This is a genomic window from Amycolatopsis xylanica, from assembly GCF_900107045.1.
In the GTDB taxonomy this organism is placed as follows: Bacteria; Actinomycetota; Actinomycetes; order Mycobacteriales; family Pseudonocardiaceae; genus Amycolatopsis; species Amycolatopsis xylanica.
Map to the genome: position 1 here is coordinate 177,438 of NZ_FNON01000007.1, position 22,664 is coordinate 200,101.

Consider the following 22,664-nt stretch of genomic DNA (forward strand, 5'->3'; position numbering starts at 1 on the left):
AGAAGCCGATATAGCCACCAGAAACCCTGGCTGATACTTGCTTGCTGTACGCCTAGGTGGGGTCTGGAACTATGGTGGCGATCGACTGCTGGGCCTCACGGAGCCCGAATGTGACTTTTCGTTTGATGCTGGCGGGTCAGGTTCGGGTGGTGTGCATGGTGTTGCGGCGGGGTGCCCGCGCGGGGTCGATGAACGCCGGTGGAATGAACTCGGGATACCCGTCGCTGGCGATCCGTACCTCCCAGTCACTGTTGTGGATCAGCCGGTGATGCTTGCCGCATACCAGCACGAGATTGTCGATTCGGGTTTCCCCGTGATGAGCCCAAAAAACGATGTGATGGGCGGTGCATTGCTGTGGGGGCGCGTCGCAGCCGGGGAAGGCGCAGCCACCGTCGCGGATCGCCAGCGCCCGACGCTGGGCCGGGGTGGCGAGGCGTTGCGCCCTGCCGACATCGAGCGGTTCGCCGTGGGAGCCGAGGGTGACCGGGATGACTTTGCAGTCACAGGCGAGCAGGCGTGCGTCGGTGGCGCTGATATCCCCGACCAAATCGAGGCAGGCCCGCCCGATCCCGGTCTTGAGTTCGTCCAGGCCCACGGTGACCACGACATGCACACTGTCCCCAGCCTGGCTCGGGATCTTCGGGTTGCCCATGCCGATACGAACAAAGGCGGCGAACGCATCCCCCAACCGTTCCCACTGCGAGCGGGTGTCCCGCCCTTCTTCCTCGGATGCCGGGCGAGGTTTCACGAGTGGATCCAGGGTTGCTTTCAACCGGGCGATGGTTTCGGCGTCGGTTTTGATTTTTATGCCGTGGGTGCCGTCGCGGTGGGTCACGAACCCGAGTTCATGGCGCGGCTCAGCTGGATCGGGGTCTTTCGGCTCGCGCCCGTCCGGATCAAGCCGATCCCGCAGGTTTTTCGCCGCGTGGCTGATCTGCCGAGGCCCTGCGGTGCGGGCGAGATTCACCAGAATCTGCTCACCGGTGTCGCGGTCTTCTGCTGAGACTGTGGGTGGGAGTGCGCCGAGGGCGGCGATGATCGGATCCAACTGCGCCGCTCCCAGATCACCGGCCAGTGCTGCTGCGGCGGCATGTGGTGCGAGCGCTGGGATCCGAGTGCCGCCGTCTTGGCGTGGGTTGAGTGCGCGGGCACGGTCGACGCGGGCTTTCGCTTCGGAGTGCTTGATCTGCACCCAGTCCACCAGCATCCCCGGCAAGGTCGCGTAGCCGGTTACCTCCTTCACTCCGCGGGATTCGATCTCCGCCAGGATTTGTCCCTGCTCGGCCTCCAAACGCCGTTTTTCTCGTTCGCGGGCAACGTAGGCCAGCAGCAGCGTGTCTTTGTCGCAGCGCCACCACTCCGGTGGTACTGCGGTGTCAGGACTTTCGGTGCTGATCATGCAATCCACACTACCAGCGTCCAGAGTCATATGCCACTAGACACACGTCGAGCTGGCCGACCCAGCGCTCAGGCGGGCAGCGAGTACCGGCCGGGGTTTCTGGTGAGCCACAACGAAAACCGACCACCGTGCCCTCGGTCCGTATGGATATTTCCGCGGCGACCCCAAACACCACCCGACCCCGGAGCGGAAATGTCCATACGGGATGTCTTTAGATCCGACCCAAACAGACCCAGACCAAAAGCCAGCCGTGTCACAAAGCGAAGACCGCCCGCAAGTCCTTACACCCCAGGCGGAACAAACGGCAGGCCTGCAGGCGCCCCGCGCTCAGCGAGGCGCAAAAGCGCGCCAGTGTCGAGGTTTTCCGCGACCGCATCGGCGAGCCGGTCGAGCATGGACTCACGCAGCGCACCGAAGCCCGGCGCGCCTTCCGCGGGCGTCCAGGTGAGGCCCGCGGAGGCGGCGGCTTCGGTGAGCCAAGCACGCCGGAAGCCGTCGTTCTCGAAGGCGCCGTGCCACATGGTCCCCCAGACGTTCCCCGACCGGAACCCGTCGAGAAAAGCCTCCGCCTCACCGGTTCGCGCGGCCACGCCGTGGTGGATCTCGTAAGCCTCCACCCGATGCCCGCGCCAAGAACCCTCAGGCCGCGCGAGCACCTTCGACTCCGCGAAAGCCACCCGCGTCGGCAACAGCCCGAGGCCCTTCACAAGCCCGGCGCCGGACTCGAGGTCGTCGTCGATCTCCGACCCCAGCATCTGGTACCCGCCGCAGATCCCCAGCACCGGCCCGGACCGCCGCAGCACCGCGTCGGCGAGGCCGCGCTCCCGCAACCAGCGCAGGTCGTCGACGGTCGCGCGGGACCCCGGCAGTACCACGATGTCCGCGGAGGCGACCGTGTCCGGGTCGGCCGTCAGGGTGACCGAGACGCCCGGCTCCGCGGCCAGCGCGTCCACGTCGGTCGCGTTCGAGGCGCGGGGGAACCGGACGACCGCGACCCGCAGCGTGCCGCCCGAGGAACCCCAGCCCGCGGCGGCGAGCGCGTCTTCGGAGTCGATCCACACGTCGTGGAGCCAGGGGATCACGCCGAGCACTGGACGACCGGTGAGCCGGTCCAGGGTGTCCAGGCCCGGGCGGAGCAAGCCGACGTCGCCGCGGAACTTGTTGACGATCCAGCCTGAGATCAGGGCCTGGTCCTCCGCGCTGAGCAAGGCGAGCGTCCCGAACATCGAGGCCATCACCCCGCCCCGGTCGATGTCGCCGACGACCACCACCGGCAGGCCGAAGCGGCGGGCGAGGCCCATGTTCACGTAGTCGCCCGCGCGGAGGTTGATCTCGGCCGGGCTGCCCGCGCCCTCGCAGATGACGACGTCGAAGCGGGTGCGTAGCGAGGCGAACGTGTCGAAGGCGATCTCGGCGAGGCCTGCCCTGCCGGTCGCGTACTCGCCCGCCTCCAGCGTGCCGAACGGTTTGCCGAGCGCGATGACGTGGCTGCGGCGGTCGCTGCCCGGCTTCAGGAGTACCGGGTTCATCGCGGCCTCGGGCTCGACCATCGCCGCGCGCGCCTGGACCCATTGGGCGCGGCCGATCTCGGCGCCGTCCGCGCAGACCATCGAGTTGTTCGACATGTTCTGCGCCTTGAACGGCGCGACACGCAGGCCCTGGCGGGCGAGCCAGCGGCAGATTCCGGCGGTGACCAGGCTCTTTCCCGCGTCGGACGTGGTGCCGGCGACGAGCAGGCCCCTCATCGCGCGACCGCGGCAGGATGGGGCGTGCGGGACTCACCGAAACCGGCGTCGGCCGCGTACCCTGCGACAAGCCCGGCCGCTTGGGAAGATCTACAGCGTGGCACGTGGCGAACAGTAGCGTTTACACCAGAATGCGGGGTTATGACCAAGCTGACGCTCCGGCTCGCGGCGCTTTTGGAGACCGCGGCGCGCACCCTGCGCTCCTACGGGCGCGAAGACGGCAAGGTGCTGGTACTCGGCGGGGTCAGATCGGGCAAGTCCCGGCACGCCGAGGACCTGATGGCCCGGCATGGCGACGTCGTGTACGTGGCCGCCGGGCTGCCGCCGACCGACGACGACCCCGAATGGGCCGCGCGGGTCGCCGCGCACCGCGCGCGCAGGCCGTCGAGCTGGCGGACGGTCGAGACCAGCGACCTGACGTCGGTGTTGCGCAGCGCCCGCAGCCCGCTGCTGATCGACTGCCTCGGCACCTGGCTCAGCCGCGTGCTCGACGACGTCGGCGCCTGGGACCAGCGCAAGGGCTGGGAGCGCCGTCTCGACGACCGGCTCGAGGACTTCCTCGCCGCCTGGGCGAGCGCCGACGTGCCGATCGTCGCGGTCAGCAACGAGGTCGGCAGCGGTGTGGTGCCCGCGACGTTCTCCGGCAGGCTTTTCCGTGATGTGCTGGGCACCCTGAACAGCCGCGTGGCCGCCGAATCCGACCGGGTCCGGCTGGTCGTCGCGGGGCGTGCGCTCGACCTGCACTAGGAGCCGACGTGACTTTCACAATCCCGCTTCCCGACGAAACGGCCTACGCGGCCGCCCGCACCAGGCTCGACGGGCTGGTCAAACCGCTCGGCGCGCTCGGCAGGCTGGAAGACCTGGCCGCCTGGCTCAGCGCCGCGCACGGCAGCGTGCCGCCGCGCGAGCTGACCGACGTGCGCGTGGTCGTCTTCGCCGGTGACCACGGGGTCAGCGGCTGCTCGGCGTACCCGCGCGAGGTCACCGCGGCCATGGTGCGCGTGTTCCTGGCCGGGAAGAGCGGGGTCAGCGTGCTCGCCGGGCTCGTCGGAGCGCAGGTCCGGGTGCTGGACATCGCGGTCGACGATGACCTCGAGGGCGTGCCCGCCGAGGTCCTGGCGCACAAGATCCGGCGTGGCTCCGGGTCCATCGACGTCGAGGACGCGCTGGCGCCCGGCGAGGCGTTGCGTGCCTTCGAGGCCGGGCGGGCGATCGCGGACGAGGAGATCGACGCGGGCGCGGACCTGCTGATCCCCGGCGACATGGGCATCGGGAACACCGCGGTCGCGGCGGCGCTGGTCGCGGCGCGGCTCGGACTGCCTGCCGACGAGGTGGTCGGCACCGGGACGGGCATCGACGAAGCGGGCAGGCAGCGCAAGGTCGCGGTGGTTTCGGCCGCGCTGGCTCGCGCCGGGGCGGTCCAGGAGCCGTTCGCGCTGCTGACCGCGCTGGGCAGTGCTTGCGCCGCGGCGACGGCCGGGTTCCTCGTGCAGGGCGCCGTCCGTGGCGTTCCCGTGCTGCTCGACGGCGTGTTCTCCGGGGCGGCGGCCGTGGTCGCGCGTGAGATCGCGCCGGGCGCGGAGCGCTGGTGGCTTGCCGGGCACCGGTCGACCGAGCCGTCTCAGGCGTTCGCGCTGAAGGCGCTGGGCTTGGAGCCGATCCTCGATTTCGGCCTGCGTCTCGGTGAGGGCAGCGGCGCTGTCCAAGCCGTGCCGACGCTGCGCGCAGCGCGCGCGATCCTGGCCGACATGGGCCTGCTCGCCGACTTGGGCTCGTAAGCCTTGCTGAACTCCCTGCGCATGGCCGTGGGCACGCTCACCACCATCCCGGTGCCCGCGCCCACGGTCATCGACCAGCGCGTCGCGCGCGGCGCGATGCTGCTCGCCGCGCCGGCGTCGACCCCGCTCGCCGCCGTGGCCGCCCTGATCGTCTGGGGCGGCGACGCGGTGGGCCTGTTCCCGCTCGCGACGGCGGCGCTGGCGCTGGGCGCGGTCGCGCTCGGCAGTCGGGGGTTGCATTGGGACGGCTTGGCCGACACGGCGGACGGGCTCGGCGCGTCGTATGACCGCGAGCGGGCGCTGGACGTCATGCGGCGCGGTGATTCCGGGCCGACCGGGGTGCTCACGCTGGTGCTGGTGCTGCTTGTCCAATGTGGAGCGTTGACCGGGACGATCCTGCGTGGACACGGGATCGTCGCGGTCGTCATCGCGGTGCTCGCAGGCCGGTGCGTGCTCTCGCTCTGCTGCGTGCGCGGTATCCCGTCCGCCCGGCCATCGGGCCTCGGCGCGACCGTCGCCGAGTCGGTTCCCCGGTGCGCGGCCGCGGGCGTGCTGCTCGCGGCGGCGGGCTTGGCGAGCCTCTCCCCCGGCCTGCGCTGGTGGAGCGGGCCGCTCGCGATCGTGGCCGGGTACGTGGTCGCGGCGCTGCTGCTCGCCCGCTGCCGCCAACGGCTCGGTGGCGTCACCGGCGACGTGCTCGGCGCCTGCGTCGAGGCCACGGTGGCCGCCACGCTCGCATTTCTGGCGGCCTGACTACCCCTGATAGCGCTTCGCTACGACCGAAGGCGTCTCGACGTTCTTGCCCGTGCTCAGCGACACGGCGAGCCGCACGAATTGTGCCTGCGCCCAAGCCAACGGCGTCGCGGAACCGGTGCCGGTGCCGATCGTGGTGCCTCGGTCCCAGACCTGCTCGGGGATCTGGCCGCCCGCGTTGGCCGTCGCGGCCATCGTGCGCAGGTAGCCGGTGCCGAGCGCGCCGGTCGCGAGCGCGTATTCGCCGCGTTCGCCGGTGAGCACCGGCCAGAGGCGGCCGATGCCGACGCCGGTGTACGGCCTGCCGTCGGCGGTTTCGCCGTAGCCGTCGTGGTTGTAGCGGTACCAGATGTCGCCCGCTGGCGTGGTGACGCGGATCTTGGCGTCGACGACCTTGAGCGAGTCGGTGATGTGCGGGTCGTCGGCGCGCTTGACACCGAGCCGGACCAGGTCGAGGAAGCCCATGTCGACGACCGTGCGCTCGTCCCAGTTCCCGCCGCCGTTGGCGATGCCGAGGGTGTGGCCGTCGTTGGGGTTGCCGTTGTCGTCGATGCGCTCGTAATACCCGTGCGACGCGAGCGATCCCGTGGTCGTGTAGGTCCAGTTGTCGACCTGCGCGCGCCAGGAGTCGGCGACCTGGAGGTAGTAGGACGCGGCTCCGGGATCGTTGTTCGCGGTCGCCAGGTCGGCGGCGCAGACGAGCGCGGCGATCTCCGCGGCGAGCGTGGACGGCGAGAAGCCGCCAGCCTCCTCCCAGCGTTCCTGCGGGGTCGACGGGCCGCGGTGCGAGACGAATTCGGCTGAGGGCTTGATCTTCGCGTAGGTCGCGGCGTCGCGGCGGCCGAGTTGCCAGGCGAGGATGATCGGGAACGACACCTCGTCCATCTGCAGGCTCCCGAAGACGGGGGTGCCGTCGAGGCGGGTGTTCTGCGGATACGACCCGTCGGGCCGGAGCTGGACGTTGAACAGGTAGTCGAGCGCGCGGTTGGCCGCCGCCGAGTCGCCGACGGCGATTTCGGCTGTCGCCATCTGGTAGAGGTCGCGGGCCCAAACTGCGTGATACCCGGCGGCACAACAGGAATCGGCGTTCTGTGCGTCACCCCAAGGGATGCTCAGCGACGCGACGAAGGCGCCGCGATAGGTCTTGTCCTCGTGTGCCTTGATGGTCATCACCGCGGTCTTGTACTGCTGGGTGATCCCGGTGGTGCTCGACGGCGGCGCGGCGACCGAGTTGAGGTAGGTGTGCCAGCCAGTTTGGTAGCTCGCCGAAACCGCCGACCAGCCGCTGTTCAGTGAGGCCGTCGCGGTGCTCGACGCTTCCGCTCGGCTCGTGCCGAAGCCGAGTGCGAGCGTGAACGTCGTGTCCGTGCCGACCGGGATTTGCGCGGTCTGCACGAGGTTTCCCGGCGCGTCGGCGCTGGTGTACTGGTTCGTCAGCGCGCGGTGCTGGGTCAGGTCCTGCCAGCCGTCGCTCGACGTGCCGGAGTAGCCGCTGCTCAAGGCGGTGAAGCCGGTCGAGCTGGCGAGCGCGCTCGCGACGTTGCCGTCACTGGCCTGGAGCTGGCCGTTCGCGGTCGCGCCGGTGTCGCCCATGCCGGAGTTGCCGAGCGAGGGGTTGTAGAGCGTGAAGAGCTTGAGCGCACCGCCGGTCAGGACCTGGAACCGGGTGCGGATGAGCAGCGTCGCGCGCGCCGGGTCGGTCACGTAGGTCTTGGTGATCCGGTACCGGCCGTTCTTCGCGGTGTTGACCTGCTGGTACGTCAGGGAATCCGGGTCGGCGAGGCTCACCTGGTGGGTGGTGGCGACCTTCTCCTCGTCGGTGAAACTCGTGCCGTCGCTGACCATGTACTGCAGGTCCTGCACGTCAGGGGTGTCGGCCTGCGGGTAGTAGATCTCGTTCACGATGCCCTGGCCGAGGGTGTACCAGAGCTTGGACGTCGTGGTCGCCGACGTGCCGAGTCCTTCCTTGGCGCCGCTGGTCCACGCCGACGCGATGCCGGGCGCGCCCGGCGCGGGCGCGGCGTACGCGGGAGTGGCGAAACTGGCGATCAACAGGACGGCGAGCAGCAGGCAGCGACGCATGGGAGAACACCCTAACCGCGCTCCCGGTCAGCGAATACCCGCCGAAAGCAGGGCACGGAGGAAGGCATCGGTCGTTTCACGGTCACGCACGGCGATGCGCAGGTATTCCGTGCTCAGCCCGGGAAAAGTGTCGCCGCGCCTAACAGCGAAACCGGCTTCGCGCAAGGTCAAGCGAATTCGGTCTGCATGCGGCAAACGGACCAGCACGAACGGTCCCCTCGGCTCGCCCAGCACTGGTATGCCGAGTTCCTGCAAGCCCGAGATGAGGTAATCACGGTCGTGTTCCGCGGCGATGGCGAGCTTTTCGGCTTCCTCCAAAGCGGACGGGCGGCTGCACGCGATCATCGCGACGGCGGCCAGTGACGACACCGACCAGGGCGGCTGCACGGCGCGCAGTCTGTCCACAATGGATCTTTCGGCGAGCACGTAGCCCGCGCGGAGTCCGGCGATACCCCACGTCTTGGTGAGGCTGCGGAGCACCGCGAAGCCCGGAAGTGATTGTGAGGCAAGGCTTTCCGTCTCGCCAGGGACCGCGTCGAGGAAGGCTTCGTCTACGACGACCAGCCGTCCCGGTTTGCCGAGCGCCAAAATGTCGGTGGCCGGGTGTAGAACTGAAGTCGGGTTGGTCGGATTGCCCACGAACACGAGATCGGCGTCCTCGGGAACTGTGTCACCGGGAACTGAGCCGAGCCGGAATCCGTTGTCAGGAGAGAGAAGAACGCGGTGCACCGCGTGACCGGCGGCTCGGAGAGCGGCTTCCGGCTCGGTGAACTGCGGATGCACCACGACAGCTTTACGCGGACTGAAGGAGGTGGCTATCAAGGTGAACGCTTCGGCGGCTCCGGCCGTCGGCAAAACTTCATACGCAGGGCGAGAGTGCCTTGCCGCCAAGGCTTCCGTGGCCGCGGTGACGTCAGGATAAGCGGCGAGATCGCCGAGTGCGGCGGCGAGTTCGGCGCGCAGCCAGTCCGGCGGAGCGGGCAGGCGGACGTTGACCGCGAGATCCACCAGGCCAGCGCCGACCTCACGGTCGCCGTGGTGGTGGAGGTCGTGCACGGTCGGCCGCGCTACCATTCGATGCCCCGCTGGCCCTTTTGGCCCGCGTCCATCGGGTGCTTGATCTTGGTCATCTCGACGACCAGGTCGGCGGCCTCGATGAGCTTCGCGGGCGCGTTGCGGCCGGTGATCACGACATGCTGGTGCCCTGGGCGCGAGGTGAGCGCTTCGACCACGTCGTCGACGTCGATCCAGCCCCAGTGCAGCAGGTAGCTGAACTCGTCGAGCACGTAGAAGTCGTGCTGCTCGGCCAGCAGCCTGCGCTTGATCTCGGCCCAGCAGTCGCGGGCGTTGGCGGCGTGGTCCTCGTCGGTGCCGGACTTGCGCGCCCAGCTCCAGCCCTCGCCCATCTTGTGCCACTCGACGGGCCCGCCCTGGCCGGTGTCGTCGTGCACCTGGCCGAGCGCGCGGAACGCGGTCTCCTCGCCGACCTTCCACTTCGCCGACTTGACGAACTGGAACACGCCGATCGACCAGCCCTGGTTCCACGCGCGCAGCGCCATCCCGAACGCCGCGGTCGACTTGCCCTTCATCGCGCCGGTGTGCACGGCGAGCAGCGGACGGTTGCGTCGCTGACGCGTGGTGAGCCCGTCCTGGGGCACGACTTCCGGTTTGCCCTGGGGCATTACGCGGCCCTCCCGGTCCTGGCGCGCACCGCGCCCGCGAGCGATTCGGCGGCGACTTCGGCCAGCGGCACGTGCTCGGCGCCGAGCCGGGCCGCCAGTTCCGCGGCGAGCCCGAGGCGCATCTTCCCGCTCTCGCAGTCCATCACGATGGCCGCGACACCGGTGCCCGCCAGCAGATCGGCCGCCTGACGTGAGCGCGCGACGGCGTCGGCGCCACTGGTCGCGCGGCCGTCGGTCACCACGACCAGCAGTGGCCGACGCCTCGGGTCGCGGATCGCTTCGAGCCGCAACACGTTGGCGGCCTTCAAAAGTCCTTCCGCGAGCGGCGTGCGCCCGCCGGTCGGCAAGCCTTCCAGGCGCGACGCGGCGGCGTCGACACTGATCGTCGGCGGCAACGCGAGTTCGGCCTCGGCGGCGCGGAACGTCACGAGGCCGACCTTGTCCCGGCGCTGGTAAGCGTCCAAAAGCAGCGACAGCACGGCCGATTTGACCTCACGCATGCGTGTCTTGGCGCCCATCGAGCCCGAAGCGTCCACACAGAACAGCACGAGGTTCCCCTCACGCCCTTCCCGCAACGCGAACCGCAGATCCTGGCCGCGCAGTTCAAGCCCGGCGCCGTCACGCCCGCGGGCACGCTGATGCGGCGCCGCCGCCCGGATCGTGGCGAGCAGGTGCGGATGCCCTTCGCGCACACTCGACGGCTTCACGCCGATCGTCCGCCCGGTGTCGGTGATCGCCCGCGACCGGCGGCCGTGCGCGCCCTCCCCCGTGCCGTCGAGGGTGAACAGCCTGGCCTTGAACGGTTTCCCCGAGCCGACCGTCTGCTGGCCACTTTGCGTCCCCTGCCCGTCACCAGGCTGGTCGTCAGAGCTTCCGGCCGGTGGGGGCTCCTGCTCGGCGGGCGGCTCGGAGCCGGAGCCAGGGCCGTCGTCGTCCGGGCCCTGCGGCGGTTCGGCGTCACGCAGTGCCTGTTCGAGCTGCTCTTCCTCGATTCCCGGCGCGTCGAACGGGTTTCGCCTGCGCCGGTGCGGCAGCGCGAGCCGGGCGGCCACGCGGATGTCGTCGGTGGTCACGTCTTCGCGACCGGACCACGCGGCGTGCGCGACGGCCGTTCGCGCCGTGACGATGTCCGCACGCATTCCGTCGACCTCGAACGAAGCGCAGACCTCGGCGATCTGCCGGAGCGCGTCGTCGCCGAGCCGCACACTCGGCAGCAATGCCTGGGCCGCCTCGATCTCCGACGCCAGCTTGGCGTCGTCTTCGGCGTACTGGTCGGCGAAACCGTCCGGGTCGGCTTCGTAAGCCAGCCGCCGCCGGACCACCTGCACCCGCTGCTCGGGATCACGGCTGGACGCGACCTCGACGGTCAGCCCGAACCGGTCGAGCAGCTGCGGGCGCAGCTCACCCTCCTCGGGGTTCATGGTGCCGATCAGCACGAACCGCGCCGCGTGCGACACCGAAACACCCTCGCGCTCGACCGTCGCGCGGCCCATGGCGGCGGCGTCGAGCAGCGTGTCGACGAGATGGTCGTGCAGCAGGTTCACTTCGTCGACGTAGAGCAGCCCGCGGTGCGCGGCGGCCAAAAGCCCTGGCTGATAGTCGGTGACGCCTTCGCCGAGCGCGCGTTCCAGGTTGAGTGAGCCGATCACGCGGTCCTCGGCCGCGCCGACCGGAAGTTCGACCAGCCGCGCGGGCCGCCGCTTCGACGCGCCGCCATGCGGGCCGTCGGGGCAGCCGGGGTCCGGGCTCGCCGGATCACACGAAAACCGGCAATCCTCGACGACGTCCACGCTCGGCAGTAAACCGGCCAGCGCACGCACCATGGTCGACTTCGCGGTGCCCTTCTCGCCACGCACCAGCACCCCGCCGATCGCGGGCGAAATCGCCGAAAGCACCAGCGCCAGCCGTAGCTCCTGCATCCCGACAACGGCGGTGAACGGGTAAGGCTTCAAGCTCTGACTCCCGGTTCGGCGGCGGTGGCCCGGCCGATCATCGCACAGGAAAAGCGTGAGCTAGCGTGCCGCGAGTGCGCGAAAAATCACCACTGACCGTCGTCGGCATCGGGGCCGACGGCCTCTCCGGGCTGAGTGAATCCGCCCGCGCGGCGGTCACCAGCGCCGACGTCGTCATCGGCGGACCGCGCCATCTCGCCTACCTGCCCGACAGCATCGAGAAAGTGCCGCTGCCCAGCCCCCTCATGGCAGGCCTCGACGCGCTGTTCGCCGCGCACGAAGGCCGCCGCGTCTGCGTGCTGGCCAGTGGCGACCCGCTGCTGTCCGGCATCGGCACGACCTTGGCCGCCCGGTTCGGGAAGGTCGAAATCCTGCCCGCGCTCTCTTCGGTGACGCTGGCCCGCGCCCGACTGTGCTGGCCTGCCGAGGAGACCGAGGTGGTCACCGTGGTCGGCCGGAGCCTCCACCGCCTCAACCGTGTGCTCGCGCCCGGCCGCAAGGTGCTCGTGCTCGGCGCCGACCCGGCCGAGGTCGGCGAACTCCTCCGCGCCCGCGGCTTCGGCGAGAGCGACCTGATCGCGCTCGAAGAGCTCGGCGGCCCGGCCGAGCGGATCGTCGACGGGTGGACCGAACGCACCGGTCCGCTGACCGTTGTCGCGATCGACTGCCGCGGCACCGGCCTGTCCCTCGTCGGCGGGCTGCCCGACGAGGCGTTCGAGCACGACGGCCAACTCACCAAACGCGACCTCCGCGCCAGCGCGCTCGCCCGCCTGGCGCCGGTGCCCGGCGAGCTGCTGTGGGACATCGGCGCCGGCGCGGGCAGCGTCGCGATCGAGTGGTCGCGCACGCACCCGCTGAACCGGGCGATCGCCGTCGAGCGCGACCGAACCCGGGCAGAGCGGATCGGCCGAAATTCGGCCACCCTCGGTGTGCCCGAACTCCAGGTCGTCGTCGGCCCGGCCCCCGAAGCACTGCGTGACCTGCCGAAACCCGACGCGATCTTCATCGGCGGCGGACTCACCGTGCCCGGGGTCCTCGACGCCTGCCTCGCGCAGGACTGCAGGCTGGTCGCGCACGGCGTGACCCTCGAATCCGAGCAGGCCTTGGCGAAGGCTTATCAAGACCATGGCGGCGAACTGACCAGGATCGCCGTCGAGCAGGCCGCCGCGCTCGGCGGCTTCACCGGCTGGTCGCCCAGCCGGACCGTCACGCAGTGGAGTGTGAACCGGTGACCGTGTACTTCATCGGCGCCGGGCCCGGCGCCGCCGACCTGATCACCGTCCGGGGCCGTGACCGGCTCGCCGCGTGCGAACTCGTCCTCTACCCCGGCAGCATGACGCCGACCGAACTGCTCGGGTACTGCTCCGAAAGCGCCGAAAAAATCGACACGGCCGGTCTGAACCTCGACCAGATCGTCGAGATCCTCATCGACGCCGAGACCGACGTGGCGCGGCTGTGTTCCGGCGATCCCTCGCTCTACAGCGCGGTCGCCGAGCAGATGCGGCGCCTCGACGCGGCGGGCGTGCCCTACGAGGTCATCCCGGGTGTTCCGGCGTTCGCGGCGGCCGCGGCGGTGCTCAAACGCGAGCTGACCGTGCCCGAAGTCGGCCAGAGCCTGGTCATCACCCGCGCGCAGGCCCGCTCGACCGCGATGCCCGCCGGCGAGGAATTGGCCGCTTTCGCCAGCACCGGCACCACACTCGCGCTGCACCTGGCGATCAACCGGTTGGACCACCTGGTCGAAGAACTGGTCCCGCACTACGGTCCGGACTGTCCGGTCGCGGTCGTCGCGCTGGCCAGCCAGCCGGGCGAGGTCATCCTGCGCGGCACGCTGAGCGGGATCGCCGAGCAGGTCCGCGCGGCCGGGGTCACCAGGGCGGCGATGATCTTCGTCGGGAAGGTGCTGGCCGCCGAAGGGTTCCCCGACAGCTTCCTGTACTCGACCACCCGTGATCGCAAGAGCCAACCGGAGTCGTTATGACACTGCGCTGGGGCCTGCTGGCCGCCGGTTCGATCGCCGAAGAGTTCGCCGCGGCCATCCGCGAAAGCGAGCACGGCACGCTGGCGGCCGTCGCCGCCCGTTCGGCCGACCGGGCCGCCGAATTCGCCGCCCGCCACGAGATCCCGCGCAGCTATGGCGGCTACGAAGCGCTGCTCGCCGATCCCGACGTGGACGCCGTGTACGTGTCGACGCCGCATCCGATGCACGCCGAATGGGCGATCAAGGCCGCCGACGCGGGTAAGCACGTCCTGTGCGAAAAGCCGCTGACCGTGTCCGCCAAGGAGGCCGAGCGGGTCATCGAGGCGGCGCGGCGCAACGACGTCTTCCTGATGGAGGCGTTCATGTACCGGCTGCACCCGCAGACCAGGAAACTGACCGAGCTGATCACCGCAGGCGCGATCGGTGAGGTCCGCGCGGTCGACGTGACCTTCAGCTACGACACGACCGGGTCCGAGCGTGAGCGCATCGCCGACCCCGCGCTCGGCGGTGGCGGAATCCTCGACGTCGGCTGTTACTGCGTCTCGGTCGCCCGGCTGGTTTCGCAAGCCGCGACAGGCATCGAAGCGGTCGAGCCCACCGACGTGATCGGCATGGCGAAGCTGGACGACAAGGGCGTCGACGAGATCGCCATGGGCCTGCTGCGGCTACCCGGCGACATCATCGCCCAGATCTCGTGCGGTTTCCGGCTCCAGCAGGACGACCACATCCGCGTCTACGGCACGCGCGGCCAGCTGTACATCGAAAAGCCGTCGTGGACCTTCGGCATGCGGCGGCCGAGGACTTCGACGATCGTGCTCACCCCGTCCGGTGGCAAGCCGGAGGCGATCGAGGTCGAGGCCACCAAGGGCCTCTTCGCCCGCGAAGCCGACCACGTCGCGGAGCACCTGACCGCCCGCCAGTCACCGATCGTGACCTGGGAGGACACGCTGGCCAACATCCGCACGCTCGAACGCTGGGGCGCGGCGGTGCGGACCCCGTGAAGGTCCTCGTACTGGGCGGGACCGGCGAAGGCCGCGCGCTCGCCCAAGCACTGACCGACCGGGGCGTCCCGGTGATCTCGTCACTCGCCGGCCGCGTGACGAACCCGAAGCTGCCCGTCGGCGAAGTGCGGATCGGTGGCTTCGGCGGCCCGGTGGGTCTCGCCGCCTGGCTTCGTGAAAACCGGATCGACGCCGTGGTCGACGCGACCCATCCGTTCGCCGAACGCATCGGAGCGTCGGCGTTCGAGGCCGCGAAAGCCGCGGGGGTCCGCCTGCTCAGGCTGCAACGACCAGGCTGGACGGAGAGCCCTGGCGACGACTGGCGCTGGGTCGGCTCGCTCGAAGAAGCGGCCGCTGACCTGCCGGGCGACCGCGTGTTCCTCACCAGCGGACGCCAAGGACTCTCCGCCTTCGCGGGCAACGACCAGTGGTTCCTGGCCCGCTGCGTCGACCCGCCTGAGCCGCCACTGCCCCGGCGGATCGAAGTCCTCCTCGACCGCGGCCCGTACACCGTCGACGGCGAAACCCGGCTGCTCACCGAGCACCGGATCGACGTGCTGGTCACCAAGGACAGCGGCGGCTCGATGACCGCGGCCAAGCTCACCGCCGCCAGGAACCTCCGCCTGCCCGTGGTGGTCGTCCGGCGGCCACCCCGCCCTGACGTCCCCACGGTCGGCGACCCCGGCCAAGCCGTCGAGTGGGTGCTCGCCCGATCATGACCTTCCGCCCCTGCGTCACCCGTTCGGACGCGACCCGTTAGCGTGGCCCCGATGCGTCTGTTCGCCGTCACGCTCGGGTTGCTGTCCGCGGTCTGCGCGTTCGCCTTCCCGTTCCTGCCTGTCGTGCAGGACACGGCGGAGATCACCTGGCCGACCGGCAACGACACCCGCCAGGTCAACTCGCCGTTGACGGGCTACTGGGCGCAGGACCTCAACGTCACCCTTCCGTGTTCGACGATCCGGTCGGTCGACGCGCGCGCGGACGGCCCCGCGCTGCTCTTCTCGACCGTGCCGGAGGCCAGGACCGAGAACGGCGCCGGCATGCAGCTGCGCATCGACGGCGGCCTGCTGCTGGCGTCGCTGCGCGGGCAGCAGGTCGCGAGGCAGCCGCTGCCACCGGAGAACTGCGATGTCCGGTTCCGCTCCGACGGCAACCACACCACGCTGAGCGTCGCGAACACGCCGATCTTCGAGTTCAGCGGCGACGACCGGCCGCGCGTGATCGGCATCTACTCGTCGATCACCAGCGCCAAGGATCCGATCGACGGGCTGCGGGTCTCGATCGTCACCGACACCCGGTACCAGTCGTCGCCGACGGGCTGGAAGGTCGGCGTCGGAGTACTGGCGGTCCTTTCGCTCATCGGCTGCCTGATCGCGGTCGGGAAACTCGACTCCGGCTTCGCGCGCCGCGCGCCACGCTGGGCGCCCGTCGGCTGGTGGCGGCTGACCGCGCGTGACGTCACCGTGTTCGCGGTGCTCGGGGCGTGGGTCTTCATCGGCCCGGTCACCTCGGACGATGGCTACATCTTGACCATGGCCAGGGTCACCGAGCAGACCGGCTATCTGCCGAACTATCACCGCTGGTTCGGGGTGGCCGAGGCGCCGTTCGGCTGGTTCTACCACGTGTACGAGCTGATGGCGCACGTCAGCACGGTGCCGCCGTGGATCCGGCTGCCGTCGTTTTTGCTCGGCCTGCTCAGCTGGCTGCTGATCAGCCGCGAGGTGATGCCGAGACTCGGCCCGCAGGTCCGGGTGAGCCGGGCGGCGGGCTGGGCGGCCGCCGCGGTGTTCCTGGTCTGGTGGATGCCGTTCAACAACGGTGTCCGGCCGGAGCCGGTCGCGGCGGTCGGCTCGCTGTTGGCGATCTGCGCGGTCGAACGCGCGCTGGTCACGCGCCGTCTCCTGCCGATCTGTCTCGGCCTGCTGGCGGCCGCGTTGACGCTGGCGGCAACCCCGACCGGGCTGATCGCGGTGGCGCCGTTCCTGGTCGCCGCGCGTCCCCTGTTCAAGATCCTGAAGCAGCGCGCGGCCGACGGCTGGCTGCCCGTGCTCGCGCCGATCCTCGGCGCCGGGCTGCTGGTGCTGACGGTCGTCTTCGCCGACCAGACGTTCGCGACCATCCAGGAGGCCACCCGGATCCGGACGCAGGTCGGGCCGAATCTCTCGTGGTTCCAAGAGTTTTCGCGCTACCAGCTGCTGTTCGAGAACCTGCCGGACGGCTCGGCGACCCGCCGGTTCCCCGTGCTGCTGGTCCTTTTGTGCACCGGGACCTGCCTGGTCGTGCTGTTGCGCCGCGGCCGGATTCCGGGCGCGGCGCTGGGGCCGAGCCGCCGCCTCATCGGCACGACGGCGCTGTTCTTCCTGCTGCTCGCGCTGACACCGACCAAGTGGACGCACCACTTCGGCGCGTTCGCGGCCGTCGGCGCGTCGATGGCGGCGCTGACCGCGCTCGCGACGAGTTCCGGCGTGCTGCGGTCGAAACGCAACCGGGCCGCGTTCCTCGCCGGGCTGCTGATCATCGCGGCCTGGGCGGCGACCGGGCCGAACGCGTTCTGGTTCGTGTCCAAGCTCGGCGTGCCGTGGTTCGCGACGGCACCGAAATGGGGACCGGTCTCGCTGTCGACCATCTTCCTGGCGGGCGCGGCGGTCTCGGCGATCATCGCGTTCGTCGAGAACGTCCGCGCGCACCGGCCGGGTCATGAGACCGAGAGCCCGGAACGCCGGGGCCGCGCGCTGAAACTCGGCTCGATCTCGCTGGTGGCAGTGTGCGGCGCGGTGGTGGCCAGCGAGGTCATCTCGATGACCATGGCCATGCACGCGCAGGCGGGCAGTTACAGCCTCGGCTCGGCGAACGTCGGGCACCTGCTCGGCCAGAGCTGCGGCCTGTCCGATCACGTGATGGTCGAGCGCGACGCCATCGCCAGCATGCTCGCGCCGCTGCCGGAGGCCCAGCAGAAGACCGTCTCACCCACTCCGCAGTCGACGGAGAACCCACTTCCGCCGCCGGATCAGGAAATCGGGCGTACACAGACCGGTTTCCACACCCACACGGTCGACGACAAGGACCCGCTCTCCGAGCCGCCCCACGGCTTCACCGAGGACAAGGTGTCGATGTGGAGCAGCTATCAGGAGAAGGAAACGCGGGCTGGCCGTCTGCGCTCCGACTGGTACGAGCTGCCCGAAAAGCCACCATCCGGCCAGGTCGTGGTCGCCGTCGCGGGCGCACCGGGCAAGGCGGCCACGGTCAGCCTCGAGTACGGGGCGCGGACACCGGACGGTTTCAAGGTCCTCAAGGGCCAGACACTGCTGCCCGCCGGCGTCGGCAACGGCCAATGGAATGACGTCCGCGTCAACATGCGCGACCTGCCGCCGGAGACGGCCGCGGTCCGCGTGACCGCCATCGACAACGACCTCACCGAGGACGGCTGGGTCGCCGCGACCGCGCCGCGTGTCCCGTCGTTCACGACGCTGACGGACAAGATCGGCAAGAAGCCGGTGTACATGGACTGGCCCGCGTCGTTCGTCTACCCGTGCGCGCAGCCCGCGTTCTCGCACGACGGCATCTCGCAGGTGCCCGCGTACCGGATCACCGCGGGCACGGTCGCCGACGAGGCCAAGTGGGCGAGCAGCGCGACCGGCGGCCCGATCGGCTGGCTCGAAGAACTCGCCGACCAGCCCGAGGTGCCGAGTTACCTGGTCGGCCAGCCGTTCCAGTCGTGGGGCAAGCTCCTGCAGGTCGAGCCGTTCAGCGAAGGGGCGCCGCCCACGATCGTCAGAGGCAAGAAGACCGTGCCCGGGTGGTGGTCCCCCGGACCCGGCCCCCAGCAGCCCAACGGCACCAACCCCACCCGCTGAGGCTCGTGGGGATAAAGCGGGCTTTATCCCGGGTGCTTTTCCCGGGATAAAGCCCGCTTTATCCCGGTCTAGTGGTAGCGGCGGGGCGTCCAGACCATGGAGGTCCCGTCGGGCCTCGGGGCGACCCGGGTGCGCGAAGACCCGACGATCACCAGGCAGCGCATGTCCACGAAAGCCGTGTCCAGCTCGCCCAAGGTGACCACGCGGACCGACTCCGAGTCCCCGCCGACATCGCGGGCGATGACCACGGGAGTTTCCGGACCACGGTGCCGCAGCAGCACTTCCTGCGCACGCGAGAGCTGGGTCGTGCGGCTGAACGAGGCCGGGTTGTACAGCGCCAGCACCAGATCCGAGACACCGGCGGCCTCGAGACGACGCTCGATGACCTCCCAAGGCTTGAGCCGATCCGAGAGCGAGAGCACGCAATAGTCGTGCCCGAGCGGCGCGCCGACGCGCGAAGCCGCCGCCTGCGCTGCGGTCACGCCCGGCACCACCCGGACCGAAACGTCCTTCCAGCGCGGATCTTCGACCTGCTCCAGCACGGCCGACGCCATCGCGAACACGCCGGGGTCACCCGACGACACGACCACGACCCGGTTCCCCGCCGCCGCCAGCTCCAGCGCTTCGACGGCCCGTTCGGCCTCGACCCGGTTGCCCGACGCGAGCCGTTGCTGGCCCGCCTTCACCGGAACCCTGGCTAGATAAGGGCCATAGCCCACCAAGTGCGTCCCGGCGGCGAGTTCGACCTCGGCCTCCGGCGTCAGCCATTGCGGACCGGCGGGACCGAGCCCGACGACCACGACTTCACCGCCCTCGGGCGCCGGAACCGGCTCGGCCGGGGCAGCTTCGACGCCCGCGACGCGCGCCGAGTAAGCCGGGCTCGGCAGCAAAGCGAGCGAGAAGTACGGCACCGAGTCGGGATCGACGCTGGCAAGGGGCTCGATGCGTTGCTTGCCCCAGGTCGCGCGCTCGATGTACAGCGCCTGGTCGAGCTTGCCCGCCTCGCCGAGCGCCTGGCGCACCGCACCGAACGTCCGGCCGAGTTTGAGCACCGCGGCCGAATCCGTGTCCGCCAGCCGTCGCGCCAGTTCGGGCTGGGACAGCGTTCCCGGCAGCACGGTCAGCACCTCGTCGCGCTGCACGAGCGGCCGCCCGAGCACCGCGGACGCCGCGCTCACCGAGGTCACGCCGGGCACCGCCTCCGCCTCGTACCGGTCGGCGAGCCGCTCGTGCATGTACATGTACGAGCCGTAGAAGAACGGGTCGCCCTCGCACAGCACGACGACGTTCCGCCCGGCGTCGAGGTGCACGGCCAGCCGCTCCGCGCTCTCGGCGTAGAAGTCGGCGATCGCGCCCTCGTAGCCGCCGGGGTGATCGGTCGTCTCGGTGGTCACCGGATAGACCAGCGCCTCTTCGATCTGTCCCTCGCGCAGATACGGCTCGGCGACCGAACGCGCGATGCTCCGGCCGTGCCTGGCGCTGTGATAGGCGATGACGTCGGCCTCGCCTATCAGCCTGGCGGACTTGACGGTCACCAGCTCCGGGTCACCCGGTCCGAGCCCGACACCCCACAGTTTCCCCGAATCGCCGCTCATTCTTCCTCCGTCGCCAACGCATTGACCGCAGCCACCGCCATCGCACTGCCACCGCGCCGCCCGTGCACCACCAGATACGGCGCGGGCGCGCGCTTCACCAGCTCCACTTTGGACTCAGCGGCGCCGATGAACCCGACCGGAACGCCGATGACGGCCGCGGGCGCGCCCACGCCTTCCTCGAGCAGTTCCAGCAGCCGGAACAACGCCGTCGGCGCGTTCCCTATGGCGACGACCGAGCCGGGCAGCTTGTCGCGCCAGAGTTCGAGTGCGGCGGCGGACCGCGTGGTGCCCATCCGTTCGGCGAGCGACGGCACGGCCGGGTCGGACAGGGTGCAGAGGACCTCGTTGTCCGCTGGCAGGCGTTTCCTGGTGATGCCACTGGCGATCATCTGCGCGTCACACAGCACCGGGGCGCCGGCGCGCAACGCCGCGCGGCCGGATTCGACGATGTCGAGCGAGTACTTGAGGTCGTCGACGAGATCGACCATGCCGCACGCGTGGATCATCCGGACCGCCACCACGGCCACGTCGTCGGGCAGGATCGCGAGGTCGGCCTCCTCGCGGATGGTGGCGAACGAATGCCGGTAGATCTCCGCGCCGTCGCGGATGTAGTCGATCACTGCGCTCCTTGTCCCAGCAGGAAATCCGTCAGCTCGCCGACCGGCACCCAGGTGCCGTCGACGCGATAGCCGTCCTCTTCCGCGAGCACGTCGATGTGCCCGGCGGCAGGTTTTCCGCACCGGCGCTCACAACCGGCGAAATGGGCGCGCACGCCGCTCACACGGCGAGCGTCGGCCCGCACATCGGCTCGCGACTTCGCGCACCCAGGGCTGCCGATGCACGCGGTGACACCGCGTTCGGTCAGCATTCCCCTCAAGGCCTCGGCGTCGCGCACGCCGGGCAGGAAGACCGAACGCCACGGCGTGACGACCGCGAACGGCGCCAGCTCCGCGAACAGCCGCAGCCGCGCCGACGTCAGCACCCCGAACTCGGGGGCGACCGCGGCGCCGTCGTCGAGTAAACCGATCGGTATCCCGGCGTGCACCGGCAGGTCGACCGGGGTCACTGTCGGTCCTGGCAACGCATCCGCCAAGACCGAAGCATCGGGCAGCTCGGAGATCCGCCACTCGCCTTCGCGCACCTTGAGAAACATCGAAGCGACCTGAAGAAGCGCTTCGACAGCCCGATCCGCGGGCACGCGCTTGCCGGTGTCGGTTCCAGCCAGCAGTATCGCGCCGTCACGCCAGCAGACGTCCGCGCCTTCACCGGCGACGTCACCACGGCCGTCGTCGAAAGCGAACAGGAACCGTCCCGGCAGCGCGGCGAGTTCCGGACGGGCGCACAGCGCGACATCCAAGTCGGCGGCCAGCGCTCGCGCGGCCTCACCGCGCGGCGACGCGAGGATGTTCCGGACCCGCTCATGGGAAGGCGACGGCAGCAGGCCCGCCTCGGCCAGCCGCTGGGCCAAACGGGTGTCGGACCGGTCGAGCCCGCGCAGCTGGAGATTGCCCCGCGAAGTCAGGTGGAGCTCGCCGTCCGCGAACGCGTCGGCACACTCCGCGAGGACGTGAAGCTGGTCACTCGTCACGACTCCACCGGGTAGCCGGACCCTGGCCAGCGCGCCGTCGGCGGCGTCGTGGGGTGCGAAAACACCAGGACACACGTCGGCGCGCGCACGGGCAGGGGTGTCCATGATGGTGACTGTACGGATTGCCCGCCCCCGGACAAGAAGCGAGCCAGCGCATAGGGGTGGGTAAACGGATATCTAGGGGAAGTCAACGAGAGTAAGAACACTGGCAGTTACCCGATGGAGGAGAAGACCTATGGGCAGTGCCGTGTTCACCCGCCGCGCGATGCTGGGAGGCGCGACCGGAGCGGTCGCCGCCGTCGCCGCCGGGAGCACGCGGGCCGTCGCCGACCCCACCTATCCGGCCGACCCGTACCCGTCGAAGATCCCGCACCTGATCGAGGCCGAGCAGCTCGTCGACTACCTGACGCTGGCGCCAGCGGCCAACAACGTCTACAAGCTGGCCGACGAGGCCAACACCGTCACCTGGGGCACGCCGGGGCAGCCGCCGACCTGGGTCAACAAGAGCCAGTGCGCCTCGTTCCAGACGCACGTGCTGCGCCACACCTACCCGGACTGGGCGACCGACGCGTTCTTCGGGACGTACTTCGGCTCGCAGAGCCCGACCGCCCGCGTCTACCGCGACAAGCTCGCGAACACCTCGATCCCGCACTTCGAGCCGGTGCCGAACGTCGCCGCGCTGCGGCCCGGCGACCTGATCGCGATCGACTACGTCAACGACCAGGCGGGCAACACCGGCCACATCGTCATGGTCCGCGAGATCAAGGGCGTCTACGTCGCGCCGAGCAGCACGCTCAACTTCGACGGCGAGACCCAGTACGCGGTCGAGATCGTCGACTGCACCTCCGACCCGCACGGCGAGTTCGGCATCGGGAACTACGCCGCCTTCCCCGACGTCCGGCTGGTCGACGCGGCGACGGCCAGGCAGGGCGCGGGCTACGGCCACATGATGTTCTACGCCTCGAACGCCACCGGCCGGTTCACCCGCTACCGGTGGAGTGTCAACTCTTCGTCCACTCGGACGTACACCGTCGCGCAGCGGCCGATCGTGGCGGCACGGGTCAGCTGACGTCACCTTGACGTGGGGGGTGCGCGGCCCGGAGAGTGAGCGGCGCACCCTCGCGTCGGCAGGTGGAGGAACCCGGTGTGAACCCGGGGCGGTCCCGCCACTGTGACCGGAGACCTCTCCGGGAGCCAGGAACTCCGGCAGGCGCGTACGACTACCCGGGGCGAGGACACCCCGAGAGGAGCTCC

The 22,664-nt window shown here is 70.1% G+C and carries 18 protein-coding genes and 1 riboswitch; of the genes, 9 read left to right on the forward strand and 9 right to left on the reverse strand.

Translation table 11 applies throughout. The annotated features are described in order from the left end of the window. Positions 1 to 136 precede the first annotated feature (136 nt). A complete protein-coding gene (locus BLV57_RS30295; RefSeq protein ID WP_091294537.1) occupies positions 137 to 1,399 on the reverse strand; it encodes an HNH endonuclease signature motif containing protein in 1,263 nt (420 codons plus the stop codon). A 281-nt stretch (positions 1,400 to 1,680) separates the two neighbouring features. Continuing rightward, positions 1,681 to 3,144 carry a cobyric acid synthase gene (locus BLV57_RS30300; protein ID WP_091294539.1) on the reverse strand — a complete coding sequence of 488 codons (1,464 nt, stop codon included), beginning with the start codon at positions 3,142 to 3,144 and terminating at the stop codon, positions 1,681 to 1,683. Between the two features lie 141 nt (positions 3,145 to 3,285). On the opposite strand from BLV57_RS30300, the gene BLV57_RS30305 reads away from it, so the two are divergent. The 3 genes from BLV57_RS30305 to BLV57_RS30315 are packed head-to-tail and all read left to right on the forward strand — an operon-like array spanning position 3,286 to position 5,675. Beyond that, positions 3,286 to 3,891, forward strand: coding sequence for a bifunctional adenosylcobinamide kinase/adenosylcobinamide-phosphate guanylyltransferase (locus BLV57_RS30305; RefSeq protein ID WP_091294541.1), 606 nt, complete (start codon positions 3,286 to 3,288; stop codon positions 3,889 to 3,891). A gap of 8 nt (positions 3,892 to 3,899) precedes the next feature. Next, positions 3,900 to 4,922 (forward strand): nicotinate-nucleotide--dimethylbenzimidazole phosphoribosyltransferase, encoded by a 1,023-nt coding sequence (gene cobT, locus BLV57_RS30310; RefSeq protein WP_091294543.1) that lies wholly within the window; start codon positions 3,900 to 3,902, stop codon positions 4,920 to 4,922. 21 nt (positions 4,923 to 4,943) lie between these two features. Continuing rightward, on the forward strand, positions 4,944 to 5,675 hold the full coding sequence (locus BLV57_RS30315) for an adenosylcobinamide-GDP ribazoletransferase (RefSeq protein ID WP_091294545.1): 732 nt from the start codon (positions 4,944 to 4,946) through the stop codon (positions 5,673 to 5,675). Here the strand turns inward: BLV57_RS30315 and BLV57_RS30320 are convergent, their stop codons facing one another. From BLV57_RS30320 to BLV57_RS30335, 4 genes are read right to left on the reverse strand one after another with little or no spacing between them, the layout of a single operon-like run. Further along, on the reverse strand, positions 5,676 to 7,757 hold the full coding sequence (locus tag BLV57_RS30320; RefSeq protein ID WP_091294546.1) for a glucan 1,4-alpha-glucosidase: 2,082 nt from the start codon (positions 7,755 to 7,757) through the stop codon (positions 5,676 to 5,678). 27 nt (positions 7,758 to 7,784) lie between these two features. Then, positions 7,785 to 8,831 (reverse strand): Rv2231c family histidinol phosphate aminotransferase CobC, encoded by a 1,047-nt coding sequence (cobC, locus tag BLV57_RS30325; RefSeq protein ID WP_091294548.1) that lies wholly within the window; start codon positions 8,829 to 8,831, stop codon positions 7,785 to 7,787. Continuing rightward, a complete protein-coding gene (cobO, locus tag BLV57_RS30330; RefSeq protein WP_091294550.1) occupies positions 8,825 to 9,439 on the reverse strand; it encodes a cob(I)yrinic acid a,c-diamide adenosyltransferase in 615 nt (204 codons plus the stop codon). The genes cobC and cobO overlap by 7 nt, the downstream gene beginning before the upstream one ends. Further along, on the reverse strand, positions 9,439 to 11,391 hold the full coding sequence (locus BLV57_RS30335) for a putative cobaltochelatase (RefSeq protein ID WP_091294551.1): 1,953 nt from the start codon (positions 11,389 to 11,391) through the stop codon (positions 9,439 to 9,441). The genes cobO and BLV57_RS30335 overlap by 1 nt, the downstream gene beginning before the upstream one ends. 65 nt (positions 11,392 to 11,456) lie before the next feature. Here BLV57_RS30335 and cbiE point away from each other — a divergent pair, with 65 nt between their 5' ends. Genes cbiE through BLV57_RS30360 form a run of 5 tightly spaced genes read left to right on the forward strand, consistent with a single transcriptional unit; the run spans position 11,457 to position 18,227 of the window. Further along, complete coding sequence (cbiE, locus tag BLV57_RS30340) at positions 11,457 to 12,623, forward strand: precorrin-6y C5,15-methyltransferase (decarboxylating) subunit CbiE (RefSeq protein WP_091294553.1); 1,167 nt, start codon at positions 11,457 to 11,459, stop codon at positions 12,621 to 12,623. Continuing rightward, entirely contained in the window at positions 12,620 to 13,372 is a 753-nt protein-coding gene (cobM, locus tag BLV57_RS30345) for a precorrin-4 C(11)-methyltransferase (protein WP_091294555.1), read from the forward strand. The genes cbiE and cobM overlap by 4 nt, the downstream gene beginning before the upstream one ends. Beyond that, entirely contained in the window at positions 13,369 to 14,373 is a 1,005-nt protein-coding gene (locus tag BLV57_RS30350; protein WP_091294557.1) for a Gfo/Idh/MocA family protein, read from the forward strand. Before cobM ends, BLV57_RS30350 begins: the two co-directional genes overlap by 4 nt. Next, positions 14,370 to 15,092 carry a cobalt-precorrin-6A reductase gene (locus BLV57_RS30355; RefSeq protein WP_091294558.1) on the forward strand — a complete coding sequence of 241 codons (723 nt, stop codon included), beginning with the start codon at positions 14,370 to 14,372 and terminating at the stop codon, positions 15,090 to 15,092. The genes BLV57_RS30350 and BLV57_RS30355 overlap by 4 nt, the downstream gene beginning before the upstream one ends. Positions 15,093 to 15,143: 51 nt before the next feature. Then, positions 15,144 to 18,227, forward strand: a complete 3,084-nt coding sequence (locus tag BLV57_RS30360) for an arabinosyltransferase domain-containing protein (protein ID WP_091294560.1) — start codon at positions 15,144 to 15,146, stop codon at positions 18,225 to 18,227. A 68-nt stretch (positions 18,228 to 18,295) separates the two neighbouring features. Here the strand turns inward: BLV57_RS30360 and BLV57_RS30365 are convergent, their stop codons facing one another. Genes BLV57_RS30365 through BLV57_RS30375 form a run of 3 tightly spaced genes read right to left on the reverse strand, consistent with a single transcriptional unit; the run spans position 18,296 to position 21,515 of the window. Continuing rightward, complete coding sequence (locus BLV57_RS30365; RefSeq protein WP_091294561.1) at positions 18,296 to 19,822, reverse strand: precorrin-2 C(20)-methyltransferase; 1,527 nt, start codon at positions 19,820 to 19,822, stop codon at positions 18,296 to 18,298. Then, entirely contained in the window at positions 19,819 to 20,442 is a 624-nt protein-coding gene (locus BLV57_RS30370; protein ID WP_091294563.1) for a precorrin-8X methylmutase, read from the reverse strand. The genes BLV57_RS30365 and BLV57_RS30370 overlap by 4 nt, the downstream gene beginning before the upstream one ends. Then, positions 20,439 to 21,515 (reverse strand): precorrin-3B synthase, encoded by a 1,077-nt coding sequence (locus tag BLV57_RS30375; RefSeq protein ID WP_091294564.1) that lies wholly within the window; start codon positions 21,513 to 21,515, stop codon positions 20,439 to 20,441. Before BLV57_RS30375 ends, BLV57_RS30370 begins: the two co-directional genes overlap by 4 nt. Before the next feature lie 130 nt (positions 21,516 to 21,645). Between BLV57_RS30375 and BLV57_RS30380 the strand changes: the two genes are divergently transcribed. Next, on the forward strand, positions 21,646 to 22,479 hold the full coding sequence (locus BLV57_RS30380) for a hypothetical protein (RefSeq protein ID WP_245757576.1): 834 nt from the start codon (positions 21,646 to 21,648) through the stop codon (positions 22,477 to 22,479). A 65-nt stretch (positions 22,480 to 22,544) separates the two neighbouring features. Then, positions 22,545 to 22,614: riboswitch (cobalamin riboswitch) on the forward strand. Positions 22,615 to 22,664: the final 50 nt, after the last annotated feature.

Coding starts and splice junctions, on each gene's coding strand:
- cobO (WP_091294550.1), bottom strand. CDS start 9,439: ATGCCCCAGGGCAAACCGGAAGTCGTGCCCCAGGACGGGCTCACCACG.
- BLV57_RS30320 (WP_091294546.1), bottom strand. CDS start 7,757: ATGCGTCGCTGCCTGCTGCTCGCCGTCCTGTTGATCGCCAGTTTCGCC.
- BLV57_RS30380 (WP_245757576.1), top strand. CDS start 21,646: ATGGGCAGTGCCGTGTTCACCCGCCGCGCGATGCTGGGAGGCGCGACC.
- BLV57_RS30375 (WP_091294564.1), bottom strand. CDS start 21,515: ATGGACACCCCTGCCCGTGCGCGCGCCGACGTGTGTCCTGGTGTTTTC.
- BLV57_RS30315 (WP_091294545.1), top strand. CDS start 4,944: ATGGCCGTGGGCACGCTCACCACCATCCCGGTGCCCGCGCCCACGGTC.
- cobC (WP_091294548.1), bottom strand. CDS start 8,831: ATGGTAGCGCGGCCGACCGTGCACGACCTCCACCACCACGGCGACCGT.
- BLV57_RS30300 (WP_091294539.1), bottom strand. CDS start 3,144: ATGAGGGGCCTGCTCGTCGCCGGCACCACGTCCGACGCGGGAAAGAGC.
- BLV57_RS30295 (WP_091294537.1), bottom strand. CDS start 1,399: ATGATCAGCACCGAAAGTCCTGACACCGCAGTACCACCGGAGTGGTGG.
- BLV57_RS30350 (WP_091294557.1), top strand. CDS start 13,369: ATGACACTGCGCTGGGGCCTGCTGGCCGCCGGTTCGATCGCCGAAGAG.
- BLV57_RS30305 (WP_091294541.1), top strand. CDS start 3,286: ATGACCAAGCTGACGCTCCGGCTCGCGGCGCTTTTGGAGACCGCGGCG.
- BLV57_RS30360 (WP_091294560.1), top strand. CDS start 15,144: ATGCGTCTGTTCGCCGTCACGCTCGGGTTGCTGTCCGCGGTCTGCGCG.
- BLV57_RS30365 (WP_091294561.1), bottom strand. CDS start 19,822: ATGAGCGGCGATTCGGGGAAACTGTGGGGTGTCGGGCTCGGACCGGGT.